Here is a 25,622-nt window from a genome sequence, read left to right on the forward strand (position 1 = left end):
GATGGAAATAAAAAAATGGTTAAAAGATATACCTGATTATGTACCGGGAAGGACCCTGGAAGAGATAAAGAGCAAATATAATTTAGAGCAAGTGTATAAGCTGGCATCCAATGAAAATATGGAAGGCCCCTCCCAAGAAGTTGTGGAGGCTATATGCCAGGCTGCCAGCAGGGTTAATTATTATCCTGATGCAAACTGCACCCGGCTGAGAGAAGAGTTGTCCAAAGTACTGAAGGTGGGTAAAGACAACCTTGTTGTGGGTAACGGCACCGACCAGATAATTGAGATGCTGTGTGATTGCTTTGTGGGTAATGGTGATAATATAGTTATTGCAGACCCTACTTTTTTAATTTATGAAAAAGCCAGTTTGAAATGCGGGTGCAGGGTAAAAAAAATACCCCTGATCGAGTACCGGCAGGATATACAGGGTATGGTATCTGCCATGAACAGCCATACAAAAATATTATTTTTAACCAGTCCCCATAATCCAACCGGATCCAATATCAGCAGAGAAGATTTTGAGTATGCGCTTACAGAAGCTTCCAGCCAGACCCTGGTGGTCATAGATGAAGCCTATTTTGAATATGTGCCGGAACAATTAAGGCTGGATAGTGTTAGTTACCTTGACCGTTTCCCTAATTTGGTGGTACTTAGGACCTTTTCCAAAATATTTGGGTTAGCCGGGCTGAGGGTGGGCTATGGAGTTGCGAACGAAAATATAATTTCCAGTATGAATAAAATAAGGTTACCTTTTAATGTAAATTCGCTGGGCCAGGCGGCAGCCATAGCTGCATTGAGAAACTGGGAATCCATAAGCAGCGTAAGAGAACGGGTAGACAAGGAGAAAAACAAGTTTTATAAAAGGCTGGGCCAGAATAAAATAAGATATATAGAATCCTGCGCAAATTTTTTACTGATTGAAACTGGCAGCCAGACTTCACAGATTATAGAAGATCTGCTTGGCAAGGGGTTTATAGTAAGGCCGGGTTATAATTTAGGAGTTGACGGCTACCTAAGAGTAACCATATCGGTTCCCGATATAAATGATAAATTTTTAGATCAATTTATTAAAATATATAAAAAATATAATAATCAATAAACAAGGTGGTGGATATGGAAACCGTTTTAACTGGAAATAAGTGTGAGGTTAAATTTGGGTTGGATTTGCCTACGATAATAATTGCTGAAAGAATAAACCCTACAGGTAGAAAAGCATTAGCCCAGCAGTTAAAAGAAGGCAAGCTGGATATGGTAAAAGAGGATGCCAGACAACAAACAGAAGCGGGGGCAGAGGTTATAGATATCAATGTGGGAGCGGTAGGAGTGGATGAAGTTGAGCTTCTTCCCAAAGCGGTAAAGGCAGTTATGGAAGTAACTGACCGGCCTGTATGCATTGATTCTTCAAATCCCCAGGCCCTTAAGGCAGCCCTGGAGGTATGTCCTTATAAGCTGCTCATAAACTCGGTAACCGGAGAAGAAAAATCCATGGAGGAAATATTACCGGTAGTAAAAGAAAGCGGCAGTGCCGTAGTTTGCCTTACCTGTGACGAGAAAGGTATACCAAAGGATACGGAAACCAGATTCAATATAGCAAAGCGGATACTGGAAAAGGCAGAGTCATTAAAGATACCCAGGGAAAACCTGGTTTTTGATTGTCTGGTTATGACCAATTCTACTGACTCAAATTCAGCCAGAATAACTTTGGAAACTATGAGAAAGGTAACCAGAGAGTTTGGGGTTTCAACTACCATGGGCGCTTCCAATATAAGTTACGGGATGCCCAACCGGAACCTGTTAAATATTCATTTTATAACCATGTCCATCCTGAACGGCCTTTGTGCTCCTATTGCGGATCCTTTAACAGAAGGCTTGAAAACAGCAATGAAAGCTGCGGATTTTCTGTCGGGAAGGGATCCCTATGGCATGAATTACATAGCTGATTATAGAAAATAGCTTCATTTTGGTATATAATCTTTTAGTAATTACTATTCTTTATAAAGGAGACCAAAATGGCCAAGGTTACTCTGAAAAACCTAACCAAGAAATTCGATGATGTAGTTGCAGTCAACGAAATGAATACAATGGTTGAAGATCAGGAGTTTGTGGTTCTGGTAGGACCTTCTGGATGTGGGAAGACTACCACTCTCCGCATGGTAGCGGGACTGGAGGAAATAACGGGAGGGGAAATATATATCGGAGACAGATTGGTCAACGATGTCCCTCCCAAAGACCGGGACATCGCCATGGTTTTCCAGAATTATGCTCTTTATCCCCATATGAATGTTTATGACAACATGGCCTTTGGGCTAAAACTGAGGAAAACCCCCAAGGCTGAAATAGTCCGGAGAGTTCAGGAGGCAGCAAATATTTTAAAAATAGAGGAGCTGCTTAAAAGAAAGCCCAAGCAACTATCTGGAGGCCAAAGGCAGAGGGTTGCTCTGGGAAGAGCAATAGTAAGGAATCCCAAGGTGTTTTTAATGGATGAGCCCCTGTCTAACCTGGATGCCAAATTAAGGGTTCAGATGAGAACAGAGATTGCCAAGCTTCACCAGAGACTCAGTGCCACCATCATATATGTAACTCACGATCAAACTGAAGCCATGACTATGGCTGACAAGATTATTATCATGAAGGATGGCCTGGTACATCAGATAGGTCCTCCACAGGAGGTATATGATCATCCCAACAATATGTTTGTTGCTGGATTTATTGGAAGTCCTGCTATGAATTTTGTAGATGTAAAGGTGACCGATGATTTAAAATTATTCAATAAGAATTTTACTCTGGATACTTCTGAAAAAATAAAGAAGGTCATAAAGAATAATGATCTGGTAGGAAAAGATGTGGTTTTAGGTATAAGACCTGAAGATCTTGAAGACAGTAACTTTATTTCGGAAGCCGGAGAGGGCAACACCCTGATATCCAGGGTGGAAGTTACGGAGCCCATGGGCGCAGAGATCTATGTATATATAGATATTGAAGGGGTATTGATGACTGCCAGGGTATCCCCCAGGTCAAAAGTGAAAGATGGAGAAGATATAAAGTTGTTTGTGGAGATGAACCAGGTACATTTGTTTGATAGAAAGACTGAAGCAGCATATATATAATAGAATAAAATAGCCAAATGGAAAGTAAAGCACAATATTTTAATATATTGTGCTTTACTATATTTTAAGTAAAATAATTATATGAGCCTTAAATATGATGTAATAATTTCAGGGGCCGGACCTTCTGGAAGTTTGCTTGCCTTCCTGCTGTCTTCAATCAATATTAAAACCCTGGTGCTGGAGAAAAAATCTTTCCCACGTCCCAAGATCTGTGCCGGGGGTCTGCAGCACAGGGCTGCAAGATTATTGCCCTTTAGTATTGACCCGGTGGTTGAAAAGATAATTTACGGCGTTTACTTTTCCTATAGATCCAAGCATATCTTTGATAGAACTTACCATGTTCCACTGATATATATGCTGGACCGGGCAAAATTCGACCAATTTTTGGCAGAAAAAGCCAGGCAGGCAGGAAGTGATTACCACTATGAATGTCCGGCTACAGATTACGAAGTAAGCAATAATTATATTACAGTAAAAACCCCGAAAAAAGTTTTTACCAGCAGGCTGCTGGTGGGAGCTGATGGCGCAAGAGGTATGGTACATAGAAAATTAGTGTCCAATAAACAGCTGTTTAAGATAATCGGCTACGAGTTTGAGCTAGGCAGAAATAAGGTGAACGGCCATCTGAACCTAAACAGGAATATTGCCATTGATATTGGAGGAGTAAAAGGGGGTTATGCGTGGGTATTTCCAAAAAACAAGAATTTATCCATAGGTATTGGAGGGCCACATTATGATGCCAGGCACATAAAAAAATATTTTAAGAAGTTTCTTTCCCGATACGTCTTGTTTGAAGACATTATTAGCGATGTCAAAATTTATGGCCAATGCATACCAGTTAGAAAAGCAGATACGCCTATTTGTGATTACCGGGTGCTGGCCATAGGGGATGCTGCCGGGCTGGGAGATGCATTTACCGGCGAAGGACTCTTCAATTGTTTTAAGAGTGCTCTTTTAGCCAGTGAAAGCATAAACAGGGCTTTGACCCAGGGAAATTTTACTTTTGAAGACTATGGCAGAAAAATTGCTGATATAGTTTATGAAGATATAAGGATCTCCATGCTGTTTTCCAAGCTTTTTTTCCTATTTCCCTTTCTAATATATAATATACTCAAAAAAAATGATAAGATATTTGACGTATGCTGCCAGGTACTCCGGGGAGATAAAAGTTATAAACATCTGGCACAAAAATTAAAAATTTTTAAATACTGAGAGGTTGTTTTTAGATATTTTGGAAAGGAAAAGTTATGGATGATAAAAATACCGAAACTACCATTATCCAGATTTCGGACCTGCATGTAGGAGAATCTCAATTTGTTCCCAGTCTTCTAACCAGGGCTATTGACGAGATAAATGAAGTAGACCCTGACATGGTGATAATTACCGGGGACCTTACCGGCAATGGCTTTAGAAGAGAGTATGACACAGTTAAAAACTACCTGGCACCCATAAAATGCGCCAATATAATAATACAGCCCGGCAACCATGATTCCAGGAATGTTGGCTATATGCATTTTGAGGATATATATGGGGAAAGGTACTTAAGTTTCAGAGATAGGGGAGTAACTGTGGTAGCTGCTGATTCCAGTGAACCGGATTTGGATAATGGACAGATAGGAAGAGAATATTATAAGTTTATAAGAAATGAATTCAGTAAATGCCAGCAAAAGGAATATAAAATTTTCAGCATGCACCATCATCTCATACCTATACCCAAGACCGGAAGGGAAAGGAATATCGTAACTGATGCCGGAGATGTTCTAGAGGTTTTGGCTGAATGCGAGGTTGACCTGGTACTTTGCGGCCACAAGCATGTTCCTTATATCTGGAGCGTGGAGGATATGTATATTCTTACTGCCGGCACTGTTTCCTGTTTGCGGTTAAGGGGTAGAATTGAACCAAGCTATAATATTATAAAAATAAGAGATGAAGCCATAGACATCTACAGAAGATTTCCTTTTGACAAAGTGGAGAAAGTCCTGGGTTTAAAGAGAAGGACTGAAAAGAAAAAAATTAATGATAGATTTGTTAAAGAGAAAAAAGAACTTAAATAAGCGTCTGGTAGCGCTTATAGATGGCGAGCATTATCCCGACGTAACTCACGATGCCATACAGAAACTCAGGGACTTATTCCCTGGTGAGGTAGTGGGCATTATTTTTCTGGGAGGAACAGAAAAGCTGATTATGGATGACCCGGAAAAATATTTCGGGGAGAAATTATTCGTTATAAAAGATCTTGATTCTGATTTCCGCAAGGCCCTAAATGTGTTCCACCCGGATATAGCCTATGATCTGAGTGATGAACCGGTAGTAAATTACAGGATTAGAATGAAAATAGCTTCCTACTGTATGGCTGCTGGTTGCAGTTATATGGGTCCTGATTTCTTGTTTGAATATAGCCCTAAATCATTAAGTATAAGCAAGCCATCTATTTCCATTATCGGCACCGGCAAAAGGCTGGGCAAAACAGCTATAAGTGGTTATATATCCAAACAGATGGTTAAAAACAATATAGATGTTTGCGTCCTGGCTATGGGAAGGGGCGGCCCGGCCCAGCCCCAGGTAATTAAGGGAGGCGATGTTAAGATAACCCCGGAATTCCTTTTAGATTTGAGCCACAAGGGGCTCCATGCCAGTTCTGACTATCTTGAAGATGCTTTAATGAGCAGTATTACTACTGTAGGTTGCAGAAGATGTGGAGGGGGATTTGGCGGTAAGATATTTTTGACCAATATAAAACAGGGTATTAAGAAAGTGGAACAGATAGATCCTCATCTGGCAATAGTGGAGGGAAGCGGGGCTTCAATACCTGATGTAAAGACCGATGCTGCTATCTGTGTTATGGGGGCTTACCAGGACTGGGATAGTATAATTGGATACTTGGGCCTTTATAGAATAATGGTATCGGATATGGTGGTGATAACCATGTGTGAATCACCTTTGGCAGACCAGAACAAAATAGATTTTCTCAAACAGCAGGTGGCCTTATTAAACCCTTCGGCAAAAGTATTTACTTCTGTGTTCAGGCCCCAGCCCTTACAGGATATAAAGGGTAGGCAGGTTTTTGTAGCCATGACTGCAAAACATAATATCGAGAAGGAAATTAAAACCTATATAGAAAAACAATTTAGCTGCAGGGTAAAATATATTTCATTTAATCTTTCTAACCGAAAACGGCTGAGAAGGGATTTGGAGACTGCTGAGGGGTATGATACTATACTAACTGAACTTAAAGCAGCATCCGTAGATGTACTTACTGATTTTGCTTTCAGTAATGAAAAACTTATTGTTTATATGAATAATATCCCCATTATGAATGACTCTATCCAGTTTGAGCAGGAATTGTTAAATATTTATGGAAGGATAAACAAATAAATGCAAAAAAGGTATCCACCGGAACCCAATGTAATAGTAATATCGGACAAAAAAAGCGGTTTGCCTTTTTCCAAGGGCATACTGGCTTCTTCCATAGCAGTAGCTGGCCTGGATTATGCTACTTCCCACCGGATTGCTTTAGATATTCAGGAATATTTTATAGACAATAAAATAAATTCAGTCTCGCTGGAAGAACTTAGATCCCTGGCTTTCAGGTTTATAAAAGAGGAAGTGGGGCTGGAGCAGGCTGAAAAATATCTGTTGTGGCAGTCGGTAGGCAAACTCAAAAAACCTACCATAATTTTAATAGGCGGAGCCACAGGGGTAGGCAAATCAACTATTGCTACCCTTATTGCCAGCAGGCTCAATATAACCAGGATTGTATCCACTGACGCTATCAGGGAAGTTATGAGGGCTTCGGTTTCGGATAAATTGATCCGGCCGCTGAGAGGGTCTTCTTATAATGCATATAAAAACCTTACTCTGCCGCCTTCAGGAGTGGAACCGGTAATCCTTGGTTTCAGGGAGCAGGTAATGGCTGTAGCGGTGGGAGTAGAGGCAATTATAAGGAGGAGCGTAGAAGAGAAATCTGACATTGTGATAGAGGGAGCCCATGTAGTCCCTGGTTATTTAGATATTGAGGAGTTTGCCTCCAAAGCCCTTATAATCGAGATTGTAATTTCAGTTCCAGATAAGGAAGTACATAAGGAGCATTTTACCAAGCGAACCTATGAAACTCAGGGCTCCAGGCCAATGCAAAGGTATATTAAGCATCTGGACAAGATTCAAAAAATACAGGCATACATTGAAGAATTAGCTTCAAAAAACAGGGTCAAGAAAATTGTTAATTACGACCTGGACAGCACTGTATCTGAGGTGCTGGAAGTTATATTTGCTATGGTAAAAAAAGAGTTCAGCAAGGTAGGAAATTAGTATTTATTCTATCTCAAATTCAGTGGTTAGGACAGGGTGGTTTACAAGGTTGACCGAAACCCTGTATTTTCCCTCCGGCACCAGACCGTTTCTCTTTACCATGGTTATGGTTATTATTCCCGAACCGCTATTTTCTGGATATATGGTATCATGCTGCACAGCTATGTAGTCGCCATCTTCATATTTTTTCCAGCTGACCTCTATCATGTTATCTAGTTTCAGGTTTTCTGCTTCGATCAACAGGAATATATCGGTTATAGAATCAGAAGAGAATAGGGGATCAAGGATGCTGTTTTCAGGCATATTGTTCTGACTGGAAACATAGATGCCTTTAATTTTGGGCTCTTTGTAGACGGTAGTAACAGAGATGGCAATGAGAATAAATGTACAAACAATAATTATTATGATACTTTTCTTGGTCATAATTTCCTAGTCTAATTTTTAGGTTATTATAAGTGGTATTAGTTAATTTTTCTAATGGTGAAATAAAAACTCTATAACAGGCTTATCCTTTTCTATTTGACTTAAACTTTTTTATGGGCTATATTTTCTAAATAATTCTTAAGGAGGAATAATGCCCATATATAGTTATAAGTGTACCAGTTGCGGAAAAGTTTTTGATAAATTACAGAAACCTGGTGGAAACGGCAAAACTGAATGTGAATTTTGCGAAGGAGAAGCAATTAAGATATTTTCTCCTGTGGGAATAATATTTAAAGGTTCAGGTTTTTATAAAACTGATTATGGTTCAAAGTCAAAGACTTCTGCTACCAGCAGCGCCAAGCCTGAAACTGAAACAAAAAGCAAAGATACAAAAAAAGACACTGAAGCTTCTAAAAAAGAAGCAACCAAATCAGCCAAGTCTTCTGCTTAAGTCTGCTTTTGTAAAAAATTTTTATTCTATTTATAATTACTTCAAATGATTTTTTTATTAATCTTATCCTTTATATTAATATGGGTTCAGCTGTCCAGCCTGAGATTTCTGGTAGCGGCAAAAAATAATAGCGCAATTCTTGATAATGCTGAAAAGCTTGAACAGGAGATGCCTGAGAAGAAGGATATTTCATTAAAGTCATTGCCGGTATTATTTTCCCTGGGAACAGTAATCTCTCTAAACCTAATAGAAATCGCCTATTTTGTGGTATGTGTATATGTGTTTGCAGACCTTATTACCAAAATTGGAAGTTCCATAATGGTAGGCTATTCCATTTATTCTCTGATAAAATTTATACCCAGGGTAAAAAAATTCTTCCAGAAACCGGCCCAATACTTAAGGCAGAAAACACAGGGTTTTGAAAGGAAGCTCAACCTGGTTATGGCTTCTATTGAAATTGTTTTTTGTTCATATATACTTATAAAGACATTAATTAAATACAAGGTCTTTTAACCAGTGGCAGAAAAGAAGACAACTAAAAAGCTTCCAGTGATAATAGGGACAGTAATTAGCGTTGCCTTTATTGTATTACTGATAATATTTATCCCTCAGATACTGGGTAATTTAAATAATCAGGGCGCAACCAGCCAGATTATCGTGCCCGAGAAACAGGAAAAAGAAGAAGAGGACGATAACCAGTTATATGACCAGCTGGAGGGCAACCAGGATCTTATTGATACTTTCTCCTGCTTCTATTACCCTGATTCAGAAATTAAGGCTTTTGAAGTTATTGAACAGGACGAGGACTTGCTGTATTTACAGTTAGAAACTGATGAAGATTTTGGAACAGTTCAGGACTTTTATAAAAGTAAAAAAGTACAGTCTGTATGGTCCCAGTCCGATATTTTTGAAAGCAGCACACTTTCTTTGGAACAACAATTCTTGGATGGCGAGGCTTCCAGCCTAAGCGCAAAGTTTACTTATAACAGCAATCAGAGAGATAGAGTGGTAAATATTTTGATTAATTCCATGGCTGAGAACAAAACAGATATTATGATTATCTACTGGAATCTTTAGGTACCAATGGAAGAAAACAGTATATCCAGGCCCAGAATTTATTCGGTTAGTGAATTAAACTCCAATATAAAAAAATCACTGGAACAATCCTTCAACAATATATGGGTGGAAGGGGAGGTAAGCAACTTCTATTTCCACAATAACCGTCACATGTATTTTGATTTAAAAGATGAATATTCCAAGATAAAAGTGGTAATGTTTTATCAGCAAAATAAGAATCTTTTATTTGATATTGCTGATGGATTACATATCCTGGTTAACGGGTATGTTTCCCTTTATGAAAAAAGAGGTGAATACCAGGTAATTGCAACTGATGTAAAACCGGTAGGCAAGGGTGCGCTTATTCTGGCTTTTGAGCAACTTAAGGAGAAACTGGAAAAAGGGGGATACTTTGATCCCGAAATAAAGAAACAGATACCGCTGCTTCCCCAAAAAATAGGATTGGCCACTTCTACCGGCGGGGCAGTTATAAGGGATATAATTTCGGTCCTTAACCGCAGATCAGGTAAATATCGCCTGATAATAAGAAATGTAAATGTACAAGGCCCTGCTTCCGCAGAAGATGTATGTGAAGCTATTGACGATTTATCCAATTATGGGGTAGATGTAATTATAATTGCCAGGGGTGGGGGATCCCTGGAGGATCTGTGGGGGTTTAATACCGAGATTCTGGCAGATAAGATAATAAGCTGTAATACCCCCATTATTTCTGCGATTGGACATGAGACTGATTATACTATTTCTGATTTTGTAGCCGATATAAGGGCTGCCACCCCTTCGGTGGCAGCGGAGATGGTTACCCTGGATAAAACCAAAGCTATAGAAGATATAGAAAAATTGAAGGCTAAGCTAAACGATATTGCTGGTTCCATAATAAAACAAAATATGAGGGAATTACATTACCTTGTAGACCGGAAGGTATTTAGGCAGCCACAATCAATTCTGTCTCAAAGCTGGCAGCTGGTGGACGATTATCACCTGAAGCTGATTACCCGTACCAGAGAAGTGACAGGTTCCAAGAGCCATAAATTATCAATAGCTGCGGGCAGATTGAGCTATAGGAGTTTGACACAAAAGATTGATAACCTGAATTTAATTCTAAAAGGTTATCATAACCGTTTAGAATCTTCTATTTCCAGGATAGTCAAAAAGAAAAGAAATCAGGTTGAGCTATTTTTAAAAAGTCTTCAGCATAACAGTCCAGCGTATATACTTGGCAAAGGTTTTGGTATAGTATACGATGAAAAGAAAAGAGTTATAAGAAGCATAAATCAGGTGCAGATTGGCCAGAGGATTAAAGTTACGCTTAGCGATGGGTCTCTTATATCCAATGTATTGAAAAAACTGAGTGAAGGGCAAGGTTGATATGGATAAAAAATTTGAAAACATGGATTTTGAAAAAGCATTAAAGGAATTAGAAAAAACCGTAAAAGAGCTGGAAGATGAAAACATTTCTTTGGAAAGCGCCATGGAAAAGTTTGAAACAGGCATAAAACTGTCCTCTCTCTGCTTAAACAAATTAAACCAGGCAGAAAAGAAAATAGAAGAACTCTCCAAATCCGATGACGGAAAGCTGATAACCAGGGAACTCCAGATAGAGGAATAAATCCTGCACACCAAAAGTAGGAAAAAGTAATAATACTTTCACCACAATAATCTTAAAAAGAAAATAAAAAAAAGTAGACAAATATGTAGTAATGTGGTATCTTTATGGTGTGATGTGGAGGAAAGTGGAGGAAAAGTACATAGAAAAACCTCTATTTAACAAAAAAATGGTGAGGCTGGCCAATGTTCCTGGGAGAATATAAGAGGGTTATAGATAAAAAAGGAAGAATATTTATCCCTTCCAAGTTCAGGGAAGATTTGTTTAGTGGGGTTATTATTTCAAAAGGCTTTGATGAGAGATGCCTTTTTTTGTTTTCCAGGGAAGGCTGGACCAAGCTTCGAGATAGAATTATATCCATGCCGGTAACCAAAAAAAATACCCAGAAGTTTTCAAGATGGTTTTTCTCTTCAGCTACTGAGGAAGGAATGGATCAGCAGGGAAGAGTAAAAATTCCTCAGAGTTTAATAGAATATTCACAGATAAAAAAAGATATTGTACTGGTCGGGGTTTCAGACAGGGCCGAAATATGGGCAAAAGAGGTATGGGATGAGTACTACAGGCAGGCAGATGACCAGTTTATGGGTAAAGATACAACTTTTGAAGATTTAGGTTTTTAAAAGGACATGATAATAAATGAATATCATGAACCGGTTCTTTTACAGGAGGTTTTAAGTTATCTAGATTTAAAACAAGGCGATACTGTTTTTGATGGAACACTTGGCGGTGCTGGCCATACTATAGCAATAATTAAAGAAATTGCCCCCACAGGCAAAGTAATTGGAGTAGATCTAAGTAGCCAGGCCATAAGCACCGCCACCAGAAAACTTGAAAGATTTAAGGACAAAGTAATATTGGTTAATGATAATTTTGCCAATATTAAAAGTATTCTGGAGGAGCTTGGATTTATCACAGTGGACAAGATATTGCTTGATTTGGGGTTATCTTCCTATCAGATTGAAAAATCAGGCAAAGGTTTTAGTTATATCAGAGATGAGAAACTGGATATGAGATTCGGATCCCGGGGATTAAGTGCTTATGAAGTGGTAAATCATTACCGGGAAGAAGACCTGAAGAAGATATTTTACCAGTATGGGGAAGAGAAGTGGGCTAAGATGATAGCAGCTAACATTGTCAGCAAAAGAGAGAAAGAAGAAATCCGGACTACTGGCAGGCTGGCTGAAATTGTAGCTGAATCGATACCGCGCAGCAGAAAACCAAGAAAGGGTCACCCGGCCAAAAGGGTTTTTCAGGCCATACGTATTGAAGTAAATGAAGAGCTGAAGAACCTTAGTACTGCAATTGATGATGGATTTGAAGTATTATCCGAAGGCGGAAGAATGGCTATTATATCTTATCATTCATTGGAAGACAGGATAGTCAAGAATAAGTTTCTGGATTTTAAAGGCAAGTGCACTTGCCCCCCAGATTTTCCTGTATGCAGGTGTGGGGCAGTAAAGAAAGCGAACCTGTTAACTAAAAAAGCGGTAAAAGCCACCCTACAAGAGGTTGAGAAAAATCCCAGGGCTAGTAGTGCAAAATTAAGGGTAATAGAAAAGATATAGGAACATGGGTTTAAAATTAGCACAAAAAGAAAATGTGTACTCTAGGAGGTCTTATCCTCTGCTTTATCTGGTGGATAAAAGCCAGAAAGGTAAGCAAAAAATTGTGTATTCCAACAGCAGTCTGTTTTATTTGATAGTGGCTGCAGTTATAATGGTTTGTATGGGAGCATTGTTTAATGTTGGTTTAAAAATACAGAACATAAACTACCAGGAAGAGATTCTGAATTTAAACCAGATGATCTCCGTCGAAGAAGAAAGACAGGACAGATTACTGCTTAGAGTATCTGAACTCAAGTCTCCAAAAAGAATACTGGATGTAGCTTCCCAGAGTCTGGGTATGGAAATATCCGAGAATATGGAAGTAATCGAGGTTGCCCAGGCAGATATTGAGACCAATGAACAGATGCAGCAGTATCTGGCTAAGGGGCCATCGGATGCAGCCGAGCAATACAATAATTTTATGGGCACTATTTATTATGTGCAGGATATAGTAATGGTGGTATCTGAAAGCGTTTTAACATTTTTTATACCCTGATATAAGATGTGAAAAACAAGCAAATGAGAAGGCAAAAGGACCATAAAGTAAGCAGGAAAAGAATTTATTTCCTGTTTATTTTGTTTTTACTGGGTTTTTTTATTCTTGCCTATAAACTGGTGGATATACAATATATTAATGCTTCAAAGTACAAGAGTTATGCTGATTACCAGCATACCGATGAATCTATTCTAAGTGCCAAAAGAGGCAAGATACTGGATAGAAACGGGATAGAACTGGCAGTAAGTTTGATTGAAAAAACGGTATATGCCAATCCAAAACGGGTAGCAGATACAGTAACTGAAGCTGCCATTTTATCTGATATTTTGGATTTGGACCAGGAAGAAATTATTCAAAAACTAAGCCAGGATGATCTGGGGTTTGTGTATGTGCAAAGAAAAGTAGGTACAGAGGTTGCCGAGGAGATAGAACAATTGAATTTACCGGGAATCTATATACAGAATGAAGCTAAAAGATTTTATCCCCAGGATACCCTGGGGGCGGCTATAATTGGTTTTACGGGTATTGATAATAACGGTTTATCCGGAATTGAACTTCAATATGAGAAGAATCTCAGGGGCGTGGATGGTAAATTTATTGCCGAGAAAGATGTATTTGGCAATATTATTCCAGGGGACAAGCAAACCTATATAGAACCCATTAACGGAGACGATATTATGCTTACCATTGATTCCCAGATCCAATATTTTGCCGAACAGGAACTTCAAAAAGTAGTAGAAGATTATAGTGCGTTAAGGGGCATGGTAGTTATAATGAATCCGGATAACGGTGAAGTATATGCTATGGCCAATTATCCGGTTTTTGACCCCAATGATTATGAAGACTATGATCCGGAAACCTATAAACTGCTGGGGACCTCTTATACTTATGAGCCCGGCTCTACTTTTAAAATTATAAATATTGCGTCTGCTCTGCAGAATGGGCGCGTGGGAAGTGAGCAGTTATTTAATCTTCCTGCCCAGATACAGGTTGGAGACAGATTTATTAAAGAAATATTCAGGACAGCTCCTATCGATTACAGCACCAAGGATATAATTAAAAATTCCAGTAATGTAGGGGCAGTAAAAGTCGCTCTTGCTATGGGCAGACAGTTGTTCTGGGAAAGCGTGAAAGAATTTGGCTTTGGGCAAAAGACAGGAATCGATTATCCCGGGGAAGAATCAGGGTATATGTATGACTACCGTACCTGGCCGGAATCAACCATAGGGGCCATGGCTATTGGTCAGAGTATTACAGTTACCCCTATACAGCTGCTGAGGGCTGCCAGTGCCATTGCTAATGGTGGTTATCTGGTAACCCCCAACCTGGTGAAAGAAATAAGTAAGAAAGAGGATTTACTGAAAATTGACAATGAAAAAGGTAAGGTAAGAATTCTTGACCAGGATACCTCCAATCGGGTAAAGGACATGATGCTGGCAGTAGTTGAAGGGGGGACGGGGCAAAATGCAGGGGTGGAAGGAGTAAAGGTATGCGGTAAAACCGGTACTGCGGAAAAAGCTAATAAAAATGGAGCAGGTTATGATGAGGGAAGGGTTATAACTTCATTTATAGGGTATGCTCCTTATGAACATCCCCAGGCAGCAATTCTTATAGTAATAGATGAACCCCAGGGAGGAGAAAATGAGATCTGGGGTGGAACGGTTGCAGCACCCCTTTTCAGCAAATTAATGAAGTTTTCTCTACAGAGACTAAGCATGATAAATTAGGGTTTGGATATTTTGATTTTTATGTTAAACCAAATTATTATAAGTTCAGGAACAATATGAAGTTAAAAAAGATACTAGAGGGATTAGATTACCGGCTGCTGAAGGGAAGTTTGGACCAGGATATAAAGGATGTATGTATTAACTCCAAACAGGTTAAAAGCGGAAGCCTGTTTGTGGCAATCCAGGGATTTAAAACCGACGGGCATAATTTTATAGGACAGGCTGCTGATAATGGGGCTGAAGCTGTGGTTTTGCAGAGAAAACCCGCGCAGGATTTACCCCTGTTCCAGGTTTTAGTAAAGGACAGCAGGGCTAGCCTGGCCGGCATAGCTGCTAATTTTTTTAATCACCCCAGCAACAAAATGAAGCTGGTGGGAATAACCGGCACTAATGGCAAAACTACTACCTGTTTTTTAATAAATTCAATATTCAGACAGGCTGGCAAAAATTCATCTATGATAACTACGGTTAAGTCCTTTATAAAGGATAAAGAAATAAAGTTTGACCGAACCACCCCTGATGCCCTGGAGCTCAACCGTTTTTTTGATGATAGTGTAAAGCAGGGGGCAGAAGCAGCGGTTATGGAAGTGTCTTCACATTCCCTGGATTTAAAAAGGGTAAATCATATATGCTTTGAAGGTTTTGTATTTACTAATTTATCCCAGGATCATCTGGATTATCATCACACTATGGATAATTATTTTGAGGCAAAACAAAAATTGTTCAAACCTTTGAATCGAAAACTTTATGGGGGAAAATTTGCGGTTATAAATATTGACGATGATTACGGTCAAAAGTTATATCAGGCAACTGATTTAGAAACCACCGGTTATTCCCTAAACAATGAATCAGCTGAGCTGAAGGCAGAAAATATAGAAAACAGCATAGAAGGCTTAAAGTTTGATTTGTATTATAAAGGTAAGAAGTTTCTGGCCATAAATTCCAGGCTTTCCGGCCGGTTTAATGTTTACAATATTATGGCGGCAGTAGGGGTTGTTAACAATATGGGAATTGACCGCCAAGTTATAAGACAGGGAGTGGAAGCACTGTCAGGGGTGCCGGGAAGGTTTGAGAAGATAGATACAGATATGGATTTTACAGTGATTGTTGATTATGCCCATACACCGGATGGCCTTCAGAATGTATTGTCTACCATCCAGCAATTAAAAAAGAAAAATAGCCGGGTAATAACTATTTTTGGCTGTGGCGGAGACAGGGATCAGAAAAAAAGGAAAATAATGGGTGCTGCTGCCGGTAAGTATTCTGATATAAGCATAATTACCTCCGATAACCCACGGTCCGAGGACCCCATGGCTATAATAGCCATGATAGAAAAAGGTTTTACCGGCAGCAATGATTATTTAGTTATTCCCGACCGGAAAGAAGCGATAGGGGAAGCCCTCCATCTGGCCAAAACCGATGATATAGTCTTAATAGCAGGGAAGGGGCATGAAGATTATCAGGAATTTGCAGATTACCGGATACATTTTAGTGACCAGGAAATAGTAAGAAATATTTTATAGTGGTAATATGGAAAAGATTGAGTTAAACCAGATAATAAAGTGGACTGGATCCAGGAAATTGGCCGGTGGCGGTAGTGAATTCATTGGTTCAATTTCCACTGACAGCCGAAGCGTTGGAGCCGGTGATTTTTTTATCCCCTTAAAAGGCCCTAATTTTGATGGCCATAAATTTATACCGGAAGCCATAAAAAAAGGTGCCACTGGATTCGTTATTGAAAACTCATATGCAGCTGGTATAGATATTGATTCATATGCCCATAAAATAGTACTGTCGGTGAAAGATACCCTGAAGTTTATGCAGGATGTGGCCTACCATTATATCAGGATGATCAATCCTGTGGTTATAGGTATTACCGGCAGTGCAGGAAAAACTACTACCAAGGATATGCTGGCAAGCATTCTGGGTGAGAGCCATGATATAGGATTTACTCCTAAAAACTATAATAATGAAATAGGTGTGCCTAAAGCTATTTTGAATTTAGGGCAGCATACCGATTTTTTCATAGCGGAAATTGCCATGAGAAAAAAGGGTCAGATAAAACAGCTGTCCCGGCTCATAGGGCCGGATATCGGGATTATTACCTCTGTTGGCGAGTCTCATTTGCAATTCTTTGAAAGTGTAGAGGAAATTGCCAGAACCAAGGCAGAAATTGCTTCTGAGCTATCCGGCAATAAGGGGGTACTGTTCTTAAATCACGATAATCCATGGACTGGCCTGATTAAAGATATATGCGGCTGTAGAACTAAACAATTCGGCCGCAACCATGACCTGGATTATAATTTTAAGAATGAGAGCATGGATAGCGGAGGTTGCTTTGGTTTTGATTTCTGCAACCGGAAAAACAGGCTGGCTACAGTACACTTAACCATTGCCGGCTACCATAATATTTATAATGCTTGTGCAGCGGCGGGAGTAAGCCATTATCTCCAGGTTTCTGTAGAGGATATCCGGAAGGGCCTGGCTGCAGCTGTAATTGAGAAAGACAGGATGCAGGTTTTAAAAAAGGGCAGCATTACTGTTATAGATGACTGCTATAACGCAAATCCCCTGTCGGTTGCCTGTGCCCTGGAGAGTTTAAGGCAAATTGCTGATATGAAGAAGGCAAGATCAGTAGCCGTACTTGCGGAAATGCTTGAGCTTGGCCCGGATTCAGACCAACTTCATTATGAAATGGGCAAAAAAATTGCGGAAAACAATATTGACCTGCTTATAACTTTTGGTAAGATAGCCAGAAACATCAACCAGGGTTACGGGAAGGACAGTTATTATTTTGAAAATAAGCAGGATTGCCTGGAGGCCATAAGAGGCTTGATTAAAGCTGGTGATGTGGTTTTAATTAAAGGCTCCCGGGCAAACCGGATGGAAGATATCATAGACAAAATTTAGATGGGAACATAGATGAACTGGATTTTTTTATCAATAATAATTGGCGGGCTTATATCGCTGGTGGCAACACCGGTATTCATAAAGTTTCAAAAAAGCAAACAGATTGGTGAAAGTATAAGGGTTGATGGCCCTAAAACCCATTCGGCAAAGGTTGGCACTCCCACCATGGGAGGGATGGTATTTGTGTTGTCTTCTCTTATCGCTTTTGCTGCAGCCAGCCTTATAAAGTATTTCAGGTACCAGGAGTTCAGTTATGAAGGTATCTTTGTGTTTTCAGTATTTATAATGTGTTCACTGATAGGTTTTATTGATGATTATATTTCTCTGAAAAAAAAGAGATCACTGGGCTTGCGGGGCTGGGTTAAGATATTTTTGCTGGTCCTGGTCTGCCTCTATTTTGTGATTGTCGGGATATGGGTACTGAACTTGGACACTACTATTGGTCTGCCTTCGACCTCTATAGTATGGGATATGGGAAACTGGTACTATGTCCTGGTGGTAATTATCATAATAAGTGCTACCAATGCAGTAAATTTAACCGATGGCCTGGACGGACTGGCTGCAGGAACTTCTTCTATTGTGTTAGGTATGTTTTTATTTATAGCTTTTCTGGAATGGTCCATCTTTGATATAAGTTACGGAATCGATATTGCGGTCATTTGCGGGGGCACTATTGCTGCCTGTATCGGGTTTTTATGGTGGAATACTGCGCCGGCAGAGATATTTATGGGTGATACTGGTTCCTTTGGGCTGGGAGGGTTGATAGCTGCTGTGGCTATTATCTTAAAACAGGAATTATTGCTGCTGGTTATAGGAGGAATTTTTGTAATAGAAACCCTTTCGGTAATTATACAGGTGCTCTGGTTTAAAATGTTTAAAAAGAGGGTATTCAAAATGGCTCCCATACACCATCATTTTGAGGTAATGGGCTGGCCGGAAATAAAGGTGATCATAAGGTTCTGGATAGTGGGAGCTCTGCTAGCAGGGCTGGGATTCTTTATGTATTATGTAAAATTTATAGACTAGCAGGCATTTATGTTTTTAGAAGGCAAAAATTTGCTGGTGTTGGGCCTGGGTAAAACCGGCCTTGCGGTAATAGATAGAATGCACAAGTTGGCAGATACCATAATTGCTGTTGATGACAATCCCATGGCTGAAACTGGAAACATAAAAGAGAAGGGTATAAGGATTGTGCTGGGCAATGATGCAAGTAATAAAGAGGTCTTGGATGATGTCGATATCATTATTACCAGCCCGGGGATCCCGGGGAGCCATCCCCTAATACAATATGCCCAGGAAATAAATATTCCCATTTGGAGTGAGCTGGAGCTGGGCTGGAGCTTGCTACCTCTGCAAGAAAAAAAGAAGGCCATAGCGGTAACTGGTACCAATGGTAAAACTACGGCTGTAAATCTTCTGGGACGTATGCTGTCAGTAAATAACTTGAAGGTTAAGGTATGTGGAAATGTTGGTGATCCGATTATTAATACAGTGGATGAAAAGGGAATTTTTAGGGTAATAGAGGTTAGCAGTTTTCAACTGGAACGGTCAAACAGCTTTGCTCCTTTTGTTGGCATTCTGCTTAATATCAGCAGCGATCATATAGACAGGCATGGAACTATAGAACAATATGCTGAAACCAAGTTTAAATTATTTTCGCATCAGACTAGGTCAGATTTTTCTATTTTAAACAGAGATGATCCCATAATTACCCAGACAGTATCCGGAATTAACCTTAGATCCAGAGTTATAACCTATGGGCTCAAGCAAGATAAGAGTCTTAACCTACGGTATGACCGGCCTTATGTAGTTTATAAAATTGGCCAGAAACAAGGACGTATCAGCATAGAGAAGGCCAATCTGGGGGGCAAACATAATATTTTAAATATTATGTCCTGCGTAGCGGCAGCAGTAATTCTTGGGATTGAAGATAATATAATAGAAAAAGCTGTCAGTGATTTTATGCCCCTCAAGCATCGTTTGGAGTACCTGGGAAATTGCCGGGGGATTGATTGCTATAATGATTCTAAAGCAACCAATCCTCATGCCACAATTGCTGCTCTTGATAATTTCAGCAAACCCCTGACCCTTATTCTGGGAGGCAAAGACAAGGGAATGGATTTAGATGATTTGTTTGAGGCTATAGATAAAAAGGTTTCCCATCTTATTCTTTTGGGGGAGTCCAGAAAGAAAATACAGCAAGTTTTAGATAAAAGACAAAGCACTTTTAATGTGCATATGGCAAAATCTCTGAAGCAGGCGGTGGATACAGGCCTGTCACTAACGCCAAGCGGCGGAATATTGCTATTGTCCCCGGCATTTGCAAGTATGGATATGTTTAAAGATTATAAAGATAGGGGAAATCAGTACAGGGCCATGATAGAGGAAAGAATAAATGACCGTAGATAGAAGAAATATACTAAAGATAAATGTAGATTTTTATATACTGTTTGTGCTGGTATTTATGCTTTCAGTACTGGGAATAATTATGATATCCAGTGCTTCCACGGTTATTGCTGAGAGGTATTTTGGTGATCCCTACTGGTATTTCAGGCGACAGATTATGTGGTGGGTTCTTTCCATGATTGCCATGATAATAGTGTCCAAAATAAACTACAGGATTTACAGCAGGATATCGGGGCTATTGGTTCTTATTTCCATAGCCTTACTGGCCCTGGTGCTGATACCCGGTGTAGGGGAAGAAATAGGGGGTGCCAAGAGATGGATAAATTTATGGTTTTTTAATATCCAGCCATCGGAGATTGCCAAGGTTGCCCTGGTATTGTTTTTTGCAGATACCTTGAGCCGAAAATATATAAAGACTTTCAGGGCGAAACACTTGTTCTTGCCGGGGTTTCTGGTTTTACTGGTTATCACCTTTTTGATATTTTTGGAGCCGGACCTGGGAACGGTAGTGGTTATATGGATTCTGGTATTTACGGTGTTGTTTGTAGGCGGGGTTAAATTTGGTCATCTTGTAGGCATAACTTTTACCGGCGCCCTGCTTACTGTGGGGTATATGTTTTTAGAGGAGTACCGGAGGGAGAGGTTGTTTGCATTTCTTAACCGTTCCAGTGAATTGGATGCCGCCAATTTTCAGGTAAACCAGTCCCTTATTGCCCTTGGTTCGGGCAACATAATTGGTCTGGGGCTGGGTAACAGCGTACAGAAATATTCATATCTGCCGGAAGCCCATACCGATTTCATATTTGCTATTATTGGCGAAGAACTGGGTCTGATGGGTACATTACTGGTTATAGCTATGTTTATATTGTTTACTTTTTTTGGAATCAGGGTTTGTGTAAGAACCAGGGATTATTTTGGCAGGACTCTGGCTGCCGGTTTGACCGCTATTATATCTATTCCTGCCCTTATAAATATTGGAGTGGTGGTAGGAGTATTGCCGGTAACCGGATTGACTCTTCCCTTTATAAGTTCAGGCGGTTCTTCATTGTTGATATCCATGGTCAGTGTAGGAGTTTTACTTAATATTTCCAGACAAAATATGATAGTAGGAGAGACAGAGGATGAAGAGCAGCCAGACCAGTAAAAGATTAATTATTTGCGGGGGAGGAACTGCAGGCCATGTGTATCCGGCTATAGCAGTAATTGAGGAAATAAAAGAGAGCTACCCCCGGACAGAGATGCTTTTTGTGGGCACCAGTAAAGGAATGGAGAAAAAGTTTATACCGCCTCTGGGTATAAATTTTAAGAGTGTAAGAGCCAGCGGCCTTTCTGCGGCTGATAATTATTTTAAAAAGGTATTGGTGATAACCAGATTTCTGGTTTCTACATTTATAGGTTTTTTTGCCAGCTTAAGACTACTGATGGAGTTTAAGCCCCACATAATTTTGGGCATGGGCGGATATGTGTGTGCCCCGGTATTGTTGGCAGCCATGGTGTTGAGAAAAAAATTTATGCTTCATGAACAAAATTATATACCGGGGAGGCTAAACCGGTTTTTTTCCAGATATGCCCGAAAGGTTTTTATCAGTTTCAGGGATACTAAAAAATACTTTCCTTCCTCATGCAGCACAGTTTATAGTGGTAATCCGGTAAGAAAAATGATTAGAAACTGTGACAGGATAGAAGAAAATTACAGTAAATGGGGACTAAGGGAAGGCAGGTTTACCATTGTTGCTTTCGGGGGAAGCCTGGGCGCCGGTAAATTAAACAGCATAATAATAGATTTATATAATTATTTTAAGGACCATGATGGCCTGCAAATCCTTTTGATAACCGGCAAAAGATTCTATGAGGACTTTGGCAAGGTAAGAGAAAAATCGGCAAAAAATGGCCATAAGATAGTATTAAGTATTCTTCCATACATACAGCAGATGGACCAGATTTATCGAATTGCGGATCTGGTTATATCCAGGGCAGGAGCCAATACCATTGCTGAGCTTATTACTACCGGTATACCGGCAATACTGATCCCGTATCCTTATGCAGTGGAAAACCATCAGTATTTCAATGCAAAATTTATGGCAGACAATGGAAAAGCAATACTTATAACTGAAAAGGAGTTAAGTTCTGATTTATTGATTGACAATATCCGCGGTTTGATTGAACATAATAAACAAAATTATAATCAGCTGTTGTCCAGGAGAATAAACATAGACAGGATTGATAGCCATAAAGTTATAGCAGAAGGTTTGGTGGGAAGTTAAATTGGATAGAAAAAAATATTTTTTAATTGGAATAGGAGGGGCAGGCATGAGTGCCATTGCCCTGGTCCTTAAAGGGACGGGCCATCAGGTCAGGGGTTCAGATATGAAAGAATCAAGGTATACCCATCTTTTAAGGAATGAAGGGGTAGAAGTAATAATAGGTCATAAAAGCAGTAACCTAAAGCAAGATGAAATAGTGGTCTATTCTGCAGCAATACCTGAGGATAATGTGGAACTGGCTGAAGCCAGGAAAGAAAAGTTTGAGGTGATTGCCCGTTCAGATGCATTGGCCCAGATACTTAACAGCAAAAACGGTATTGCCATAAGCGGAACTCATGGTAAAACCACTACTACTTCCATGGTGGGCCTGCTGCTCAGGGGTCTAAGTCTTGATCCTACCATAATTATAGGGGGAGAGTTAAATGAGCTGGGGTCCAATGCCAGATATGGTGAGGGCAAGTATGTAGTGGCAGAAGCATGTGAGAGTGATGGCTCTTTTTTAAAGTATAACCCTTATATATCTGTAGTAACCAATATAGAGGATGATCATATAGACCATTACAAAAATTACAAAGCTCTTGAGGACAGTTTTTACCGATTTATGAAAAACACCCATAAGGATGGTTTTATCATAGCTGACGGTGACTGCCTGGAACTAAAGGATAGGAAATTAGGAAAAAATATCTGGCTGTATGGCATCAGCAAAGAGAATGATATGTATGCAGAAAATATAAAATACAAGAATTTTGGAAGCTCTTACCAGCTGGTGTTCAAACGGGATGGAAATTTACAGAGGTTGAATGTAAAACTGAGTGTACCCGGGATACATAATGTCAGAAACAGCCTTGCGGCCCTTTCTGTCTGCTGCTGTCTGGGCCTGGATATGGGCAAGTCGGTGGAGATATTGCAGTACTTTACCGGTGCTAAAAGACGGTTTGAAAAGAAAGGTGAAAAGAGGGGAGCATTAATCTTTGATGATTATGCTCATCATCCTTCAGAGGTTTCCGCTACGCTGGAAGCTGCTTTCCAGGATAAAAAAAACAGGATGATAACCGTTTTTCAGCCTCACCGCTACAGCAGGCTTTCCAATTTGCTGGGTAAATTTGGAACCTGTTTTAAGCACAGTGATATTTTAATAATAACTGATGTATATGGGGCCGGTGAGCAGCCATTACCGGGAATTACCGGCAAAGCTTTGGTGGATGAAATAATAGAGTCCGGTTATGCCAAACGTTTAGCTTATTTTCCCCAGCTGGACCAGATAAGTGCATATCTTGATATAAATATTGAAAAGGATGACATGGTTTTACTCATGGGTGCAGGGGATATAACCAGAGTTACCGAAGATCTGCTGAAAGGCAGTAAAATTGAATAGTACTACTGTTGAGAAGAGAACTGAAGACATAATGTTTAATTATGACCTGTCGGAACAATGTTCGTTTAAAGCGGGAGGCAGGGTTTTTGCTTTTACTGTAGCAGACAGTATGGACAGGTTAATGGAAGCATATGATTTTTTTACCAGCCACCAGACAGAGATGATGTTTCTGGGAGATGGAACCAATATTCTTTTTAAGCAGAATTTTACTAATGCGGCAGTTATCAAGCTGGGCAGGGATTTTAAATATATTAATCTGGATAACAGCAGAGTAGTGACAGGAGCAGCTACCAGATTGAATACGGTGGTGGTGAAATGCGCAAAACATGGATTGGATTTATCAGATTTGGCGGGCATACCTGGAACCATGGGCGGCGCTCTGTGGGGTAACAGCGGCGATATCTGTAAGTTTGTTGACAGTATCCAGTATCTATCTAAAGATGGACAGGTAGATAGTTTAAAATTGGACCCGGCCAGTTATGGGTACCGGCAGTTTAATACTGACAGGGTGCTTGCTGTTTTATCTCTGGAGCTTAGGCTTCCCGGGACTGATAAAGGCGAGGTTATGGAAAAAATCAGGAATACAATAAAGCAAAAAAAACAAACTCAACCTGTGGGCACTAAAAATGCAGGATGTTTTTTTAAGAATCCTGCAGGTTATTCGGCGGGCAAGCTTATTGAGGATGCGGGTCTCAAGGGAGTAAGATACGGGGATGCGATGGTCTCTACCAAACATGCCAATTTTTTAATAAATCAGAACCAGGCTACTGCAGAGGATATTTATGTTTTATCCAGGATAGTAAGTGAAATAGTATTCTTGAAATATGATATAAGATTGGAAAACGAAGTAAAGGTAATAGGGTTCTAGCATGAAACCATTAGATCATTTCAAGCATCTGACTATTGAAGAGAAAAAAGGCCATATAACCGTGGGAGTAATTGCCGGGGGAGTTTCTGCAGAGAGAGAAGTTTCACTGAAAACCGGAACCAAAATATTTGAAGCTCTTAAAAAAATGGGTTACCGGTCCGTATTTATAGATTTTAAAAATGATTTTACCCGTCAACTGGACCATATAGATATTGCATTTCTGGCCCTTCACGGAAGATATGGAGAAGATGGAACGGTACAGGGGGCACTGGAGCTTCTGGGTATCCCTTATACTGGATCAGGCGTGCTTTCCAGTGCAATAGTTATCGATAAGGTGTTAACTAAAAGATTATTGCAGTGTGAAAATATTCCAACTCCGCCCTATATTGCGGTGGACCGTTCCGGCCTTGAGCATATGGATCAGATAGATACAACCATCAAATCCAGAATAGGTTATCCGGTGGTAATCAAGCCTAACCGTGAGGGTTCAACCATAGGTATTACCATAGCTGAAGACCGGAAGGGGGCAGCTATGGGTATAAAAGAAGCAGCAAAACATGATAAGGTTGTGCTGATAGAAAAATTTATATCTGGCAGGGAGCTTACGGTCAGTATACTGGGTGATCAGCCGGTTGCTTTGCCCATAATAGAGATAAAACCTAAAAGCGGGTTTTATGATTACCAGTCAAAATATACGGTTAATATGACCGAGTATCTGGTTCCTGCACGGCTGGAGGATAGTTTAACTGAAGGAATAAATGAGTATGCCTTAAAAAGCCATCGATTGCTGGGGTGCACCGGAATATCCCGGGTAGATTTTATACTGGACGATCAGAACATCCCTTATATTCTTGAAGTTAATACTATGCCGGGCATGACGCCCACCAGCCTGGTTCCCAAGGCAGCTGCAGCAGCCGGCATTAGTTTTGAGAGACTGGTGGAAATTATCCTAAACTTTGCTGATTTGAAAATATAAATGCCTAATAGCAGGAAAGAAAACAAA

The 25,622-nt window shown here is 39.9% G+C and carries 26 protein-coding genes; 25 read left to right on the forward strand and 1 reads right to left on the reverse strand.

Annotated features, from left to right (window positions below):
• Nucleotide 1: 1 nt before the first annotated feature.
• The 7 genes from hisC to K9H14_03955 all read left to right on the forward strand — a co-directional run bounded on the left by hisC (nucleotide 2) and on the right by K9H14_03955 (nucleotide 7,415).
• Nucleotides 2–1,099: a histidinol-phosphate transaminase gene (gene hisC / locus K9H14_03925; GenBank protein ID MCG9479340.1), complete on the forward strand. Its 1,098-nt coding sequence runs from the start codon at nucleotides 2–4 to the stop codon at nucleotides 1,097–1,099.
• A 14-nt stretch (nucleotides 1,100–1,113) separates the two neighbouring features.
• Entirely contained in the window at nucleotides 1,114–1,953 is an 840-nt protein-coding gene (locus tag K9H14_03930) for a dihydropteroate synthase (protein ID MCG9479341.1), read from the forward strand.
• Nucleotides 1,954–2,009: 56 nt separating this feature from the next.
• Nucleotides 2,010–3,107: a sn-glycerol-3-phosphate ABC transporter ATP-binding protein UgpC gene (gene ugpC / locus K9H14_03935; GenBank protein MCG9479342.1), complete on the forward strand. Its 1,098-nt coding sequence runs from the start codon at nucleotides 2,010–2,012 to the stop codon at nucleotides 3,105–3,107.
• 81 nt (nucleotides 3,108–3,188) lie between these two features.
• Nucleotides 3,189–4,319, forward strand: a complete 1,131-nt coding sequence (locus K9H14_03940) for a geranylgeranyl reductase family protein (GenBank protein MCG9479343.1) — start codon at nucleotides 3,189–3,191, stop codon at nucleotides 4,317–4,319.
• Nucleotides 4,320–4,354: 35 nt separating this feature from the next.
• Nucleotides 4,355–5,161: a metallophosphoesterase gene (locus tag K9H14_03945; protein ID MCG9479344.1), complete on the forward strand. Its 807-nt coding sequence runs from the start codon at nucleotides 4,355–4,357 to the stop codon at nucleotides 5,159–5,161.
• Nucleotides 5,124–6,482 (forward strand): 2,3-diphosphoglycerate synthetase, encoded by a 1,359-nt coding sequence (locus K9H14_03950; protein ID MCG9479345.1) that lies wholly within the window; start codon nucleotides 5,124–5,126, stop codon nucleotides 6,480–6,482. Before K9H14_03945 ends, K9H14_03950 begins: the two co-directional genes overlap by 38 nt.
• Complete coding sequence (locus K9H14_03955; protein MCG9479346.1) at nucleotides 6,483–7,415, forward strand: 2-phosphoglycerate kinase; 933 nt, start codon at nucleotides 6,483–6,485, stop codon at nucleotides 7,413–7,415.
• A 3-nt stretch (nucleotides 7,416–7,418) separates the two neighbouring features.
• Here the strand turns inward: K9H14_03955 and K9H14_03960 are convergent, their stop codons facing one another.
• Nucleotides 7,419–7,838 carry a hypothetical protein gene (locus K9H14_03960; protein MCG9479347.1) on the reverse strand — a complete coding sequence of 140 codons (420 nt, stop codon included), beginning with the start codon at nucleotides 7,836–7,838 and terminating at the stop codon, nucleotides 7,419–7,421.
• A gap of 151 nt (nucleotides 7,839–7,989) precedes the next feature.
• Between K9H14_03960 and K9H14_03965 the strand changes: the two genes are divergently transcribed.
• The 18 genes from K9H14_03965 to K9H14_04050 all read left to right on the forward strand — a co-directional run bounded on the left by K9H14_03965 (nucleotide 7,990) and on the right by K9H14_04050 (nucleotide 25,595).
• The gene (locus K9H14_03965) at nucleotides 7,990–8,289 is read left to right on the forward strand and encodes an FmdB family transcriptional regulator (GenBank protein ID MCG9479348.1); all 300 of its coding nucleotides are present in this window, start codon (nucleotides 7,990–7,992) and stop codon (nucleotides 8,287–8,289) included.
• Between the two features lie 45 nt (nucleotides 8,290–8,334).
• Nucleotides 8,335–8,802, forward strand: a complete 468-nt coding sequence (locus K9H14_03970; GenBank protein MCG9479349.1) for a hypothetical protein — start codon at nucleotides 8,335–8,337, stop codon at nucleotides 8,800–8,802.
• 3 nt (nucleotides 8,803–8,805) lie between these two features.
• The gene (locus K9H14_03975; GenBank protein ID MCG9479350.1) at nucleotides 8,806–9,366 is read left to right on the forward strand and encodes a hypothetical protein; all 561 of its coding nucleotides are present in this window, start codon (nucleotides 8,806–8,808) and stop codon (nucleotides 9,364–9,366) included.
• A gap of 6 nt (nucleotides 9,367–9,372) precedes the next feature.
• The gene (xseA, locus tag K9H14_03980; GenBank protein ID MCG9479351.1) at nucleotides 9,373–10,731 is read left to right on the forward strand and encodes an exodeoxyribonuclease VII large subunit; all 1,359 of its coding nucleotides are present in this window, start codon (nucleotides 9,373–9,375) and stop codon (nucleotides 10,729–10,731) included.
• Nucleotide 10,732: 1 nt separating this feature from the next.
• Nucleotides 10,733–10,972 (forward strand): exodeoxyribonuclease VII small subunit, encoded by a 240-nt coding sequence (xseB, locus tag K9H14_03985; GenBank protein ID MCG9479352.1) that lies wholly within the window; start codon nucleotides 10,733–10,735, stop codon nucleotides 10,970–10,972.
• A 182-nt stretch (nucleotides 10,973–11,154) separates the two neighbouring features.
• Complete coding sequence (gene mraZ / locus K9H14_03990) at nucleotides 11,155–11,589, forward strand: division/cell wall cluster transcriptional repressor MraZ (protein ID MCG9479353.1); 435 nt, start codon at nucleotides 11,155–11,157, stop codon at nucleotides 11,587–11,589.
• A gap of 6 nt (nucleotides 11,590–11,595) precedes the next feature.
• The gene (gene rsmH / locus K9H14_03995) at nucleotides 11,596–12,534 is read left to right on the forward strand and encodes a 16S rRNA (cytosine(1402)-N(4))-methyltransferase RsmH (protein ID MCG9479354.1); all 939 of its coding nucleotides are present in this window, start codon (nucleotides 11,596–11,598) and stop codon (nucleotides 12,532–12,534) included.
• A gap of 4 nt (nucleotides 12,535–12,538) precedes the next feature.
• On the forward strand, nucleotides 12,539–13,069 hold the full coding sequence (locus tag K9H14_04000; GenBank protein ID MCG9479355.1) for a hypothetical protein: 531 nt from the start codon (nucleotides 12,539–12,541) through the stop codon (nucleotides 13,067–13,069).
• Between the two features lie 8 nt (nucleotides 13,070–13,077).
• Nucleotides 13,078–14,796: a penicillin-binding protein 2 gene (locus K9H14_04005; GenBank protein MCG9479356.1), complete on the forward strand. Its 1,719-nt coding sequence runs from the start codon at nucleotides 13,078–13,080 to the stop codon at nucleotides 14,794–14,796.
• 56 nt (nucleotides 14,797–14,852) lie between these two features.
• Nucleotides 14,853–16,319, forward strand: coding sequence for a UDP-N-acetylmuramoyl-L-alanyl-D-glutamate--2,6-diaminopimelate ligase (locus tag K9H14_04010; protein MCG9479357.1), 1,467 nt, complete (start codon nucleotides 14,853–14,855; stop codon nucleotides 16,317–16,319).
• Between the two features lie 7 nt (nucleotides 16,320–16,326).
• Nucleotides 16,327–17,706 (forward strand): UDP-N-acetylmuramoyl-tripeptide--D-alanyl-D-alanine ligase, encoded by a 1,380-nt coding sequence (locus K9H14_04015; protein ID MCG9479358.1) that lies wholly within the window; start codon nucleotides 16,327–16,329, stop codon nucleotides 17,704–17,706.
• 12 nt (nucleotides 17,707–17,718) lie between these two features.
• Nucleotides 17,719–18,732 carry a phospho-N-acetylmuramoyl-pentapeptide-transferase gene (mraY, locus tag K9H14_04020; GenBank protein MCG9479359.1) on the forward strand — a complete coding sequence of 338 codons (1,014 nt, stop codon included), beginning with the start codon at nucleotides 17,719–17,721 and terminating at the stop codon, nucleotides 18,730–18,732.
• 9 nt (nucleotides 18,733–18,741) lie between these two features.
• A complete protein-coding gene (murD, locus tag K9H14_04025; protein MCG9479360.1) occupies nucleotides 18,742–20,115 on the forward strand; it encodes a UDP-N-acetylmuramoyl-L-alanine--D-glutamate ligase in 1,374 nt (457 codons plus the stop codon).
• Nucleotides 20,102–21,256 carry a putative lipid II flippase FtsW gene (ftsW, locus tag K9H14_04030; protein MCG9479361.1) on the forward strand — a complete coding sequence of 385 codons (1,155 nt, stop codon included), beginning with the start codon at nucleotides 20,102–20,104 and terminating at the stop codon, nucleotides 21,254–21,256. Before murD ends, ftsW begins: the two co-directional genes overlap by 14 nt.
• Nucleotides 21,234–22,376: an undecaprenyldiphospho-muramoylpentapeptide beta-N-acetylglucosaminyltransferase gene (murG, locus tag K9H14_04035; protein ID MCG9479362.1), complete on the forward strand. Its 1,143-nt coding sequence runs from the start codon at nucleotides 21,234–21,236 to the stop codon at nucleotides 22,374–22,376. The genes ftsW and murG overlap by 23 nt, the downstream gene beginning before the upstream one ends.
• 1 nt (nucleotide 22,377) lies before the next feature.
• Entirely contained in the window at nucleotides 22,378–23,751 is a 1,374-nt protein-coding gene (murC, locus tag K9H14_04040; protein ID MCG9479363.1) for a UDP-N-acetylmuramate--L-alanine ligase, read from the forward strand.
• Complete coding sequence (gene murB, locus K9H14_04045) at nucleotides 23,744–24,619, forward strand: UDP-N-acetylmuramate dehydrogenase (GenBank protein MCG9479364.1); 876 nt, start codon at nucleotides 23,744–23,746, stop codon at nucleotides 24,617–24,619. The genes murC and murB overlap by 8 nt, the downstream gene beginning before the upstream one ends.
• A 1-nt stretch (nucleotide 24,620) precedes the next feature.
• Nucleotides 24,621–25,595 (forward strand): D-alanine--D-alanine ligase, encoded by a 975-nt coding sequence (locus tag K9H14_04050; protein MCG9479365.1) that lies wholly within the window; start codon nucleotides 24,621–24,623, stop codon nucleotides 25,593–25,595.
• Nucleotides 25,596–25,622: the final 27 nt, after the last annotated feature.

Source organism: Actinomycetes bacterium, assembly GCA_022396035.1.
Classification (GTDB): Bacteria; Actinomycetota; Humimicrobiia; order Humimicrobiales; family Humimicrobiaceae; genus Halolacustris.

What these genes read in the sequence shown, in the direction of transcription:
- K9H14_03950 (MCG9479345.1), top strand. Translation starts at nt 5,124, where the DNA reads ATGATAGATTTGTTAAAGAGAAAAAAGAACTTAAATAAGCGTCTGGTA.
- xseB (MCG9479352.1), top strand. Translation starts at nt 10,733, where the DNA reads ATGGATAAAAAATTTGAAAACATGGATTTTGAAAAAGCATTAAAGGAA.
- K9H14_03970 (MCG9479349.1), top strand. Translation starts at nt 8,335, where the DNA reads ATGATTTTTTTATTAATCTTATCCTTTATATTAATATGGGTTCAGCTG.
- K9H14_04010 (MCG9479357.1), top strand. Translation starts at nt 14,853, where the DNA reads ATGAAGTTAAAAAAGATACTAGAGGGATTAGATTACCGGCTGCTGAAG.
- mraZ (MCG9479353.1), top strand. Translation starts at nt 11,155, where the DNA reads ATGTTCCTGGGAGAATATAAGAGGGTTATAGATAAAAAAGGAAGAATA.
- K9H14_03945 (MCG9479344.1), top strand. Translation starts at nt 4,355, where the DNA reads ATGGATGATAAAAATACCGAAACTACCATTATCCAGATTTCGGACCTG.
- K9H14_03965 (MCG9479348.1), top strand. Translation starts at nt 7,990, where the DNA reads ATGCCCATATATAGTTATAAGTGTACCAGTTGCGGAAAAGTTTTTGAT.
- K9H14_04015 (MCG9479358.1), top strand. Translation starts at nt 16,327, where the DNA reads ATGGAAAAGATTGAGTTAAACCAGATAATAAAGTGGACTGGATCCAGG.
- murD (MCG9479360.1), top strand. Translation starts at nt 18,742, where the DNA reads ATGTTTTTAGAAGGCAAAAATTTGCTGGTGTTGGGCCTGGGTAAAACC.
- murG (MCG9479362.1), top strand. Translation starts at nt 21,234, where the DNA reads ATGAAGAGCAGCCAGACCAGTAAAAGATTAATTATTTGCGGGGGAGGA.
- ugpC (MCG9479342.1), top strand. Translation starts at nt 2,010, where the DNA reads ATGGCCAAGGTTACTCTGAAAAACCTAACCAAGAAATTCGATGATGTA.
- K9H14_03940 (MCG9479343.1), top strand. Translation starts at nt 3,189, where the DNA reads ATGAGCCTTAAATATGATGTAATAATTTCAGGGGCCGGACCTTCTGGA.
- K9H14_03930 (MCG9479341.1), top strand. Translation starts at nt 1,114, where the DNA reads ATGGAAACCGTTTTAACTGGAAATAAGTGTGAGGTTAAATTTGGGTTG.
- K9H14_04000 (MCG9479355.1), top strand. Translation starts at nt 12,539, where the DNA reads ATGGGTTTAAAATTAGCACAAAAAGAAAATGTGTACTCTAGGAGGTCT.
- xseA (MCG9479351.1), top strand. Translation starts at nt 9,373, where the DNA reads ATGGAAGAAAACAGTATATCCAGGCCCAGAATTTATTCGGTTAGTGAA.
- ftsW (MCG9479361.1), top strand. Translation starts at nt 20,102, where the DNA reads ATGACCGTAGATAGAAGAAATATACTAAAGATAAATGTAGATTTTTAT.
- K9H14_03960 (MCG9479347.1), bottom strand. Translation starts at nt 7,838, where the DNA reads ATGACCAAGAAAAGTATCATAATAATTATTGTTTGTACATTTATTCTC.
- K9H14_03955 (MCG9479346.1), top strand. Translation starts at nt 6,483, where the DNA reads ATGCAAAAAAGGTATCCACCGGAACCCAATGTAATAGTAATATCGGAC.
- K9H14_04050 (MCG9479365.1), top strand. Translation starts at nt 24,621, where the DNA reads ATGAAACCATTAGATCATTTCAAGCATCTGACTATTGAAGAGAAAAAA.
- rsmH (MCG9479354.1), top strand. Translation starts at nt 11,596, where the DNA reads ATGATAATAAATGAATATCATGAACCGGTTCTTTTACAGGAGGTTTTA.
- hisC (MCG9479340.1), top strand. Translation starts at nt 2, where the DNA reads ATGGAAATAAAAAAATGGTTAAAAGATATACCTGATTATGTACCGGGA.
- mraY (MCG9479359.1), top strand. Translation starts at nt 17,719, where the DNA reads ATGAACTGGATTTTTTTATCAATAATAATTGGCGGGCTTATATCGCTG.